The sequence below is a fragment of the Streptomyces sp. NPDC012510 genome, assembly GCF_042955065.1.
GTDB lineage: Bacteria > Actinomycetota > Actinomycetes > Streptomycetales > Streptomycetaceae > Streptomyces.
Window position 1 is genome coordinate 75,438 of record NZ_JBIBEN010000031.1, and the last position, 8,187, is coordinate 83,624.

The 8,187-nt window shown below is 70.9% G+C and carries 8 protein-coding genes; 1 reads left to right on the plus strand and 7 read right to left on the minus strand.

Features of this window, described 5'->3' with window-relative positions; genetic code table 11:
- Positions 1–43: 43 nt before the first annotated feature.
- Positions 44–838 carry a GNAT family N-acetyltransferase gene (locus tag ACFY9I_RS38170; protein ID WP_391010841.1) on the plus strand — a complete coding sequence of 265 codons (795 nt, stop codon included), beginning with the start codon at positions 44–46 and terminating at the stop codon, positions 836–838.
- Positions 839–887: 49 nt separating this feature from the next.
- Here ACFY9I_RS38170 and ACFY9I_RS38175 read toward each other — a convergent pair whose 3' ends face one another.
- The 7 genes from ACFY9I_RS38175 to ACFY9I_RS38205 form a co-directional block, all read right to left on the minus strand.
- Positions 888–1,814, minus strand: coding sequence for a GNAT family N-acetyltransferase (locus ACFY9I_RS38175; protein WP_391010844.1), 927 nt, complete (start codon positions 1,812–1,814; stop codon positions 888–890).
- A gap of 131 nt (positions 1,815–1,945) precedes the next feature.
- Positions 1,946–2,710 carry a ribosome-inactivating family protein gene (locus ACFY9I_RS38180; RefSeq protein WP_391010847.1) on the minus strand — a complete coding sequence of 255 codons (765 nt, stop codon included), beginning with the start codon at positions 2,708–2,710 and terminating at the stop codon, positions 1,946–1,948.
- A gap of 359 nt (positions 2,711–3,069) precedes the next feature.
- On the minus strand, positions 3,070–4,467 hold the full coding sequence (locus ACFY9I_RS38185) for a hypothetical protein (RefSeq protein ID WP_391010850.1): 1,398 nt from the start codon (positions 4,465–4,467) through the stop codon (positions 3,070–3,072).
- Complete coding sequence (locus ACFY9I_RS38190; protein ID WP_391010888.1) at positions 4,464–5,744, minus strand: glycosyltransferase; 1,281 nt, start codon at positions 5,742–5,744, stop codon at positions 4,464–4,466. The genes ACFY9I_RS38185 and ACFY9I_RS38190 overlap by 4 nt, the downstream gene beginning before the upstream one ends.
- Before the next feature lie 41 nt (positions 5,745–5,785).
- Positions 5,786–6,025: a hypothetical protein gene (locus ACFY9I_RS38195; protein ID WP_391010853.1), complete on the minus strand. Its 240-nt coding sequence runs from the start codon at positions 6,023–6,025 to the stop codon at positions 5,786–5,788.
- Between the two features lie 637 nt (positions 6,026–6,662).
- Positions 6,663–7,406 (minus strand): IclR family transcriptional regulator C-terminal domain-containing protein, encoded by a 744-nt coding sequence (locus ACFY9I_RS38200; RefSeq protein ID WP_391010856.1) that lies wholly within the window; start codon positions 7,404–7,406, stop codon positions 6,663–6,665.
- Between the two features lie 358 nt (positions 7,407–7,764).
- Positions 7,765–8,187, minus strand: a 423-nt coding sequence (locus ACFY9I_RS38205; protein WP_391010859.1) for an IclR family transcriptional regulator C-terminal domain-containing protein, incomplete at its 5' end; no start/stop codon positions are given.

Sequence of the window (8,187 nt, forward strand, 5' to 3'; positions counted from 1 at the left end):
GAATTTTGTTGCCAGAGTGAACGACTGATGATGGAGTGAGCTCATGGATCATGCTGCTGTGCTGGCACTGTTCGACCGGGACATGCGGGAGGGCGCCCGCCCTGACGGGCCCGGGGCCCGTGTCGAGCGCGTGGGCGGGGTGGTGCGCCAGGTCGGTTCCGAGAAGGGCTGGAGCGGTGTCGTCTGGTCCGATTTGGACGAGGCGGGCGCGGACGCGGCGATCACCGAGCAGATCCGGTACTTCTCCGGCCTCGGGCGCGACTTCGAGTGGAAGCTGTATGGCCACGATCTCCCCGTCGACCTGGGGCAACGCCTGCGCGCGGCGCGGTTCACCCCCGCTCCGGAGGAGACCCTGATGGTCGCCGAGGTCGCCGACCTCACCCTCGACGTCGAGCCGCCCGAGGGAGTACGGATCCTGCCGGTCACCGACAGTGCGGGGGTGGACCTGGTGGCCGAGGTCCATGAGCAGGCCTTCGGCACGGACAGCACTCGCATGCGCCACCAGTTGCTGGCCCAGCTCACCGGCGACAGCGAGTCGGTCGTGGCCGTCGTGGCCCTCGCCGGTGACCGGCCCGTGAGCGCCGCCCGGATGGAGCTGCTCCCCGGTACGCGTTTCGCCGGTCTGTGGGGCGGTGGAACCGTCGAGGGCTGGCGCGGCCGAGGTGTCTACCGGGCCCTCGTCGCGCACCGTGCCCGCGTCGCCGCCGACCGCGGCTACCGCTACGTCCAGGTCGACGCCCTGTCCCGCAGCCGCCCGATCCTTGCGCGCCTGGGCTTCGAGCCGCTCACGACGACCACGCCGTACGAGTACGCGGTGGGAAGCGCCGCGGCGGCGTGACGGCGGCGTGGCGGCGGCGCGATGCGGGTCGGCGGGCCGTGCCGGGGTGTCACAGGTCGAGCTGGTACTCCAGCGCCGTGTGCGTGGGCCGGTAGCCGAGCGCGTCGTTGACGCGGCGCATGGGTGTGTTGTTCTCCGCGGTGTCGGTGAGGAGGGCGAGGCCCGAGTCCAGGCCGCGGGCGTGGAGGATCGCCTTCGCCTTCATCCAGAGGCCCAACCCGAGGCCCCGGTGCTCGGGCAGCACGGCCGTACCGTAGTGCTGGCCTTCGCGGCGGCGGCCGTTGATCGTGTCGCCGTTTCTGTCGCTGTCGCTGTCGCTGTTGCCGTCGCCGGGAAGGACCAGCTCCGAGAAGCCGACGATGGTGCCGCTCGACGAGTGCACCGCCGCCACCGTGTACAGCGTGTCCCCACGTTTCGCGATCGCCTCGGCCGCCGCCACGACCCGGTCGACGTCCCAGACCACCGTCCCGTAGTCGGTCTCTCCCATGGGCATGTCGTCCATCGCGCGGCGCGAGGCCGCGTACGTGAGGGCGAGTTCGGGAGGGACGACCCCGGTCCAGGCCGTCAAGTGATGGCCGGGACGGGGCTGTTGCACGATCCGGGAGAGATGACCGGGGTCGGTTTCGACGAGTTCGAGCCGGGCGTACGTCAGGGTCAGCACCTTGCGGAAGCCGCGCGCCGCGAGGAATGCGTCGCCGGGGGAGCCTTGGGCGGCCTGGGCGATGACCGACCTGCGACGCTCACCACGGGCCGTGACGACCGCCGCGTCGAGCAGCGTGGTGCCGACGCCCTGCCGCCGCTCGGCGGGGTGCACGGCGATGTCCAGCTCCGCCAGATGGGTCTGCCCCTTTGTGGTGAACAGCCGCAGGAAGGCAGAACCGAGCGGTGTGCCGTCCGTCGCGGACGCCAGCCAGGCCAGACGGTGGCTCGACGGGGTGACGGCGGGGTCGGTGAGCCGGGTGATGCGGGCGGGCAAGAGGGCTCCGGTGCTGGTCGACGGACGGATGGCGCGGCCCGGCGACGCTAGCCGCCGAGCACGGCGACCCACAATGGATTTTCCTTGGCCGGCGGCTGCCGTTTCTCCGCGGATCCGGTTGAGCTGGAACTCTAGTCGCGCATCAGGCCGACCTGCTGTGCGGTGACGAACACGTCTGCCCCATCGTCCATGCCGTTCGCGATGTGGTGGGCGACGGGGTGGAGCCGGGAGGCCTCGGTGATGGCGATGATGTAGCGCAGCATGCCGCGCGCCTGGGTGGTGCGGTCGGTGCCGCGGATGCCGAGGTCCCTGAGGCTGTGCTCAAGGCTGAACGCGCTCAGGTTGACGGCGGTCAGCGACTGGTCCGCGACGCGGGCGAGGGCGTCGTGGCCTGCCTTGCCGAGGAACCAGTTGTCGTCGGTGGCGTCGTCCTCGTGGGGGACGTCGGAGGCGAGGTTCAGGACGAAGTTGTGCGGGGTCTCCCTGGAGCAGAACCGTACGACGGAGAAGTCGCTCAGCCGTACGATCGCATGCACCGTGGGGCTGTGGTCGCCGCTGCTGATCACGATGGCGGCGAAGTTCCGCGTCTCCGTGTCGTCGGTGACGACGACGTCCACCCCGGTGTCGACGCCGGGCATGACGTGGCCGTTGGCCGAGGTCTTGGCGAGGTTCCGCAGCTCTTCGAGCATGGTCAGATAGGCGCCCGAGCCGCGGTTGATGTACCAGCGGACCTGTGGGAAGTGGACGTGTTTCCCGCTCGCGACGGTCTCGGCGTCGCTCGTCATGGGGTCCGCCGCCGCCGAGGCGGATGTGTCGGTGTCCCCGGACCTCAGCATGATCACCAGGACTCCGAGAAGGACGGACAAGACGACCGCGATGAGGACGCTGGTGGGCATGGTGTGCTCCGGTTGTTCGACGTGCAGCGATGTTCCCGACCGACGCTCACAGCCGGGGGGGTGTCGGGCAGGCCCCTTTCGCCACCGCGTACAATTCCGGAGGAGCAAGTTCCACATCATATGTTCGGATATGACGTGTCGTCGCCACACGCCTCTACCACCGGTGACCGGCACCTCGTAGGGGACCCGCAGTTCCGTGACCACGTGGAAAGCGGCGCTGCCGTCGGCGCGGAAACCGTCCTGCTGCCACAGGTCGAGCCATGCACGCTCCAGCAGCGGGTAGCGAGAGTTGTACAGCATGCCGAGTCCGACCTCGGGGGCCGCATCGCCCTACCGGCCCCGCGGCGCACAGCCGGCCGTCATGGACGCACGACGACGGTCCATCCGGGGTTGTAGGTGTCCGGCACCGGAAAACGTGGCCAGTCGCGCGCCCAGCGCGGTGGCTTCCGCTCGCGAAGGACCAACGCACTGGGGTGCGCCGGGGGATCCGTCTCCATGACGGTGCAGCCCGCGGTGTGGGCGATGGGAATCGTCGAAGTGTTCCCCGCGAGGACACACGGCGGGTGCACCCCGTGCTCGCGCAGTACGGAGGCGATCCGGTCCCAGTCCCCGCGGGCCCGCTGCTGAATGCCCGCATGCGTGTGGACGAGACCGGCCTGGATGCCCCAGTGCCCGAGGAGTGCCAGGGCGAGCACCGCGGCCGTCGGCAGCGAACGGCGGGTGCGGGCCCGGTGGACGACGGCGAGGAGCCCGACAGCGGCGGGGAGCGCCAGCAGGGCGTAGGCCGGCAGCAGGAACCGCGGCGCGGCGTAGGGGACGAGGAAGAGATACGGCGATGCGGTAGCCACCGCCACCGCCACCGCCAGCCACAGTGGTGCGGCGGACCGGCGCGCCCGGCGCTCCGCCCACAGCCCCAGGCAGACCAGCAGCGGCAGCAGAACCCACCACTCCGTCACGGCCAGCCGTACGCTGTCGCCCGCACAGGGACGGCACAGCAGCGGGCCGTCCAGCGCGGTGAGATGGGCGCGCAGGGAGAAGACGGCCCGCAGACCGCCCTGGACCTCGTCAGCCTCCGCGAGCCGGTTCCGCACCCCGCCGAACCGCACCTCGGCCTCGACGACCCAGGGCAGCGCACCCGCCACGAGTCCGGCCGCCACGGCCGACAGACGTTCCCGGAGGCGGCCGTGGTCACGCAGTGCGGGCATCAGTACGGCGGCCAGGAGCAGCGGCACGGCGACGGCCACACCATCGTTGGGCCGCATCAGGGTCACCACCGCCAGGCCTGCCGCGACACCCGCGTACCGGCGACGCGGCGCGAGGAAACAGCCCACCGCGGCCGTGGCACCCATTGCGGTGTAGTGATTCGGCATCGCGGAACCGGCGTAGAACAGAGTGATCCACAGGCTGCCGTACAGCACGGCCGCCACCCACACCGCCGCCGGGCGGTGCGGGATCCGCAGCCAGGGTCGGAATCCCAGCCAGAGCGCACCGCCGGCCAGTAGGAGCAGCCACACCCTGAGCAGCGCCGTCGAGTCGCTCCAGGAAGCGATCGGAGCGAGCAGCAGGGGGACCCCACGGGTACGCGGGGCGCTGAACGGGGTCGCCGGACCGTACGATCCGAAGCGGCTGGCGTACACGATCTCGTCCCAGCCGAGCGGCAGTGTGAGCGGAACGAGGACGGCCGACAGCAGACAGAACCCGGCGGCCACGATCCACAGCATGCGCTGGGCCGAGGCCGTTGTGCGGTCCGCGTTCATCCGACCCGGCCCAGCTTGCGCCGCCCGCGACGCACCGCTGCGCGGGCGAGGATGCCTGCGGTGGCGGCGAGCACGGTGGCGCGGCCGCGCCACTCGGCCGGGCCGGGTGGTGGAGGAGCGGACAGCCCGGCCCGCTCCTTGACCAGTGTGCTGAACAGGCGCTCGTAGCGGTCGGCGACGCCATCCGGGGTGAATCGTTTCGCCGCATTGACCCGGGCGGCCCTGCCCATCTCCGCACGCCGTCTGTCGTCCCGCATCAGTGCCAGCAGCGCGTCGGCCACGGCCCCGGTGCTGTCGCGCGGGACGAGACAGCCGTCCACACCGTCGCTGATGATCTCGCCGGGCCCGTGGGGGCAGTCGGTGCTCACCACGGGCAGGCCGCAACGCATGGCCTCCACGATCGTCATTCCGAACGACTCGTGCGCGGAGGTCACCGCGGCGATGGAGCCCTTGACCCACTCGGCCTCGATGGGAGTGGCCGAACCCATCAGGAAGACCCGGTCACCCAGGTTGTGGTGGGTAATCCGGTCGGCTATCCGGGCTCGCTCCGCGCCGTCTCCGTAGATGCGCAGGGACCAGTCGGGGCAGACCGCACCGGCCAGGGCGAACGCGTCGACCAGCATCTCGTACCGCTTGACGCGGGCCAACCGTCCCGCCGCGACGACGACCTTGGCCGCGGCGTCGGCCGGCGGCACCAGGGGTTCGGGGACGCTGTTGGGGATGGCCAGCACCCGGGTGTGCGGCAGCAGTCGCATGCCGCGCCGGTGGTCGCGCGCGTCGGCCTCGGTCATGGTGACCAGCGCGTCGAGGCCGCCGTACCAGCGCTGGAGTTCCGTCCGCAGCCGGTGCGGGTGGTTGTCGTGGGTGAGGTGCTCCTGGCCGACGCGTACGGCATGTCGTGGCCCGAACCGGGCCAGCAGCGCGTTGAGTCCGGCCCTGGTGCCCACGACGACGTCGGCGTCCGTCTCCTGGAGCCAGTCGATGACCCGCTGCTCGGCGAGCCAGTGGTACTGGTGTGAGCGGCTGTCCCCCTTCGGGAAGAACACTCCGGCCCGCCGGGCGAGAGGGTCCGCCGCGTCCGCGGATCCCTCGCGCCGGTCCACCAGGGCCCGCAGCGGCACCTCCGGCGACCGCCCGAGTCGTGGTTTCTCGCGGTGCCGGAAGACCGACACGAGTTCCACCTGGTGTCGCCCGGCGAGCGTGTCGGCGAGCGTCATGGTCGTCCGTACGGTGCCGCCCATCGCGTAGGCGTTGTGCAGCAGGAAGGCGATGCGCACGTGCGGCGTCCCCGTTTTCCCTGTGATGTGGCTGGTCAGTGTCAAGGTGTTCGCCTTCGGCAAGGCGAGCGCACCCGTGCCGGCCGGAGTCGGCGGAAGCGGGCCTCGTGCGGCGCGGCCACGCTCGCGCTCCGCGGGATGCCCAGCGGGCCGAGAGCTGTGGCGAGGACCGACAGCGGCAGGGTGGCGACGACCGCACCGACGGTGATCTCGCGGGTGCGGCGCGGCGGCTGTCGAGGCGCTTCCGATTCGGGGAGCGTCATCGCGCCGGTGGAAGACATGTGCTCTTCTCCGGGTGACTCAGGGTGCCGGAACCCGGCCTTGCCGCACCGACGCTCGCAACCGGAATGTTGTTTGGCACGTCCCTTCTGCCAGGCCGGACAATCCTGTGGGCGGTTGCGGACCGGCCGGCGGCAGAGGCTTCTGCCGCCCCTTCCCGCTTCCGGGACGCCCCTTGAAGTGCTTGCCCGGCGCCCGCGTACTGTTCTCGGCTCCGGGCGACCAGACGTCCGCCATCGCCTCACGCTCTGGGACGTCGCCGAAGGCCGAGTCCGTATGACACCGGACCCGGCAATGAGGACTTCGGCCGAGGCGGGATCACGTCGGACCGTCGGCATGGCCCTGTCCCTCTCGCGCCTTCTGGTACCACCCCGGCAAGGGCTCCACGGGTGTTCAGCTCAACACCCCGGTGATGAACTCGGCCGGCACGGTGAAGGGCAAGTTGTACTGGGCGAACTGGAAATACCGACCCGGCCACTTTCGTGATGCACGGAGACGGTCAGGGGCAGACCCGTCGGTACGGCCGGTCCGGAACGCAGGTGCGCCACTGCGCCCGGGTCAGCACCGTGTTCCCGGCACGGGAGCAGACAAGGGACACCGCTCGGTCGGGATCCACGATGTATTCCGTTCCTACCGCCGTCAGCCCAGGTAGCGGGCGGTGATCTCCGACGCGGCGTCCACGACGATACGTCCCAGCTCGGCCGTGCGGGCGGGATCGAAGCGGGAGCCGGGCATGGAGGCGGCGACGGCGGCCAGGGGTGAGCCACCGGCGTCCAGGACAGGCGCGGCCACGGCGCACACGTCCGGCCGGTACTGGTTGTGGTTGACGGCGTAACCGCGCTGCCTGACGCGACGCAGTTCGGCACGCAGTTCCGACGGGTCGGTGATGGTCTCCTCGCCGTACCCCTCCAGCACGCCGGCTGAGAACTGGTCGATCTCGGAGTTCGGCAGATGGGCGAGGACGGCCCGTCCGGCCGCGGTGGCGTGCAGGGGTGAGGTGTCGCCGATGGTGTGGAAGGTTCGCACGGGGTGGTCGGAGTCGACGCGGTCCACCACGACCATGCAGTGCAGGGCGTCCGGCACCGACAGGTGGATCGTCTCGTTGAGGGCGTCGCGCAGGCGGACCATCGGTTCGTGGGCGGCGGCGAGCAGGCTGGAGCCCTGCAGGGCGGCGGGCCGCACGGCGAGGACGCGGGCTCCGATCTCCCAGCGGGTGGTGTCCTTGCGGTTGGCCCGCAGCCAGCCGGCCTCGGCCAGTGTGACGAGGCTGCGCTGCACGGTCGACTTCGGTAGGCCGAAGATTTTCGTCAGCTCCCCGACGGTGACCGGCTGATGCTGGGCGACCGCCTCCAGGATGCGCAGCGACCTTGTGACGCTCTTCATCTCCATCTGGGGCCTCGCGGTTGGTCAAACGGCTCGGTCTCGCCTCGTGACTCCCTCGCGGAGCCTCAGGCATGCTCATGACTCATGCCGGATACTAGCACTACATCCCACGATGTGGCACGACTGGGGGCCGGGCGTCTGGTCGGCGTCGAGGAGATGCGACATTCACCGCCCGCGCGGCGATGGACAGCAGTGGTGCCCTGAACTTGCTACCAAGCCGCGCCGCACAGCCGCTCGTGCCCGGCCCCTCCCCTGGTCGGGCGCAGGGCGGTGACTGCCGTGCGTACGCAGGTCGGCCCCCCACGCGCGTGCGTGAGGGGCCGACTTCGCCGTGCGAGTAAGGGCTTCCGTCTGGCGTTCAGCCGCGACGGCGGCCCGTGATCTCCGCGGCTGCTTCGACGACCATGCGGCTCCACTCGGGCAGCCGTTTCACGTCGAAGCGGGACTCCGGCATGGAGACGGCGATGGCAGCGAGCGGGGAGCCGTCCTCGTCCAGGACGGGCGCGGCGATGGCGCAGACCCCGGGCCGGTACTGATTGCGGTTGACCGCGTAACCGTCGGTGCGGATCCGGTCCAGCTCCGCGCGCAGTTCGTCGGGGTCGGCGGGCGTGGTGTCGCTGAAACGCTCGAGCCCCTGCGCGATGAGCTCCTCGACGTCCCGCTTCGGCAGGTGGGTGAGAATCGCCCGTCCGGCCGCGGTGGCGTGCAGGGGTGAGGTGTCGCCGATGGTGTGGAAGGTTCGCACGGGGTGGTCGGAGTCGACGCGGTCCACCACGACCAT

Coding starts and splice junctions, on each gene's coding strand:
- ACFY9I_RS38200 (WP_391010856.1), bottom strand. CDS start 7,406: ATGAAGAGCGTCACAAGGTCGCTGCGCATCCTGGAGGCGGTCGCCCAG.
- ACFY9I_RS38180 (WP_391010847.1), bottom strand. CDS start 2,710: ATGCCCACCAGCGTCCTCATCGCGGTCGTCTTGTCCGTCCTTCTCGGA.
- ACFY9I_RS38185 (WP_391010850.1), bottom strand. CDS start 4,467: ATGAACGCGGACCGCACAACGGCCTCGGCCCAGCGCATGCTGTGGATC.
- ACFY9I_RS38170 (WP_391010841.1), top strand. CDS start 44: ATGGATCATGCTGCTGTGCTGGCACTGTTCGACCGGGACATGCGGGAG.
- ACFY9I_RS38195 (WP_391010853.1), bottom strand. CDS start 6,025: ATGTCTTCCACCGGCGCGATGACGCTCCCCGAATCGGAAGCGCCTCGA.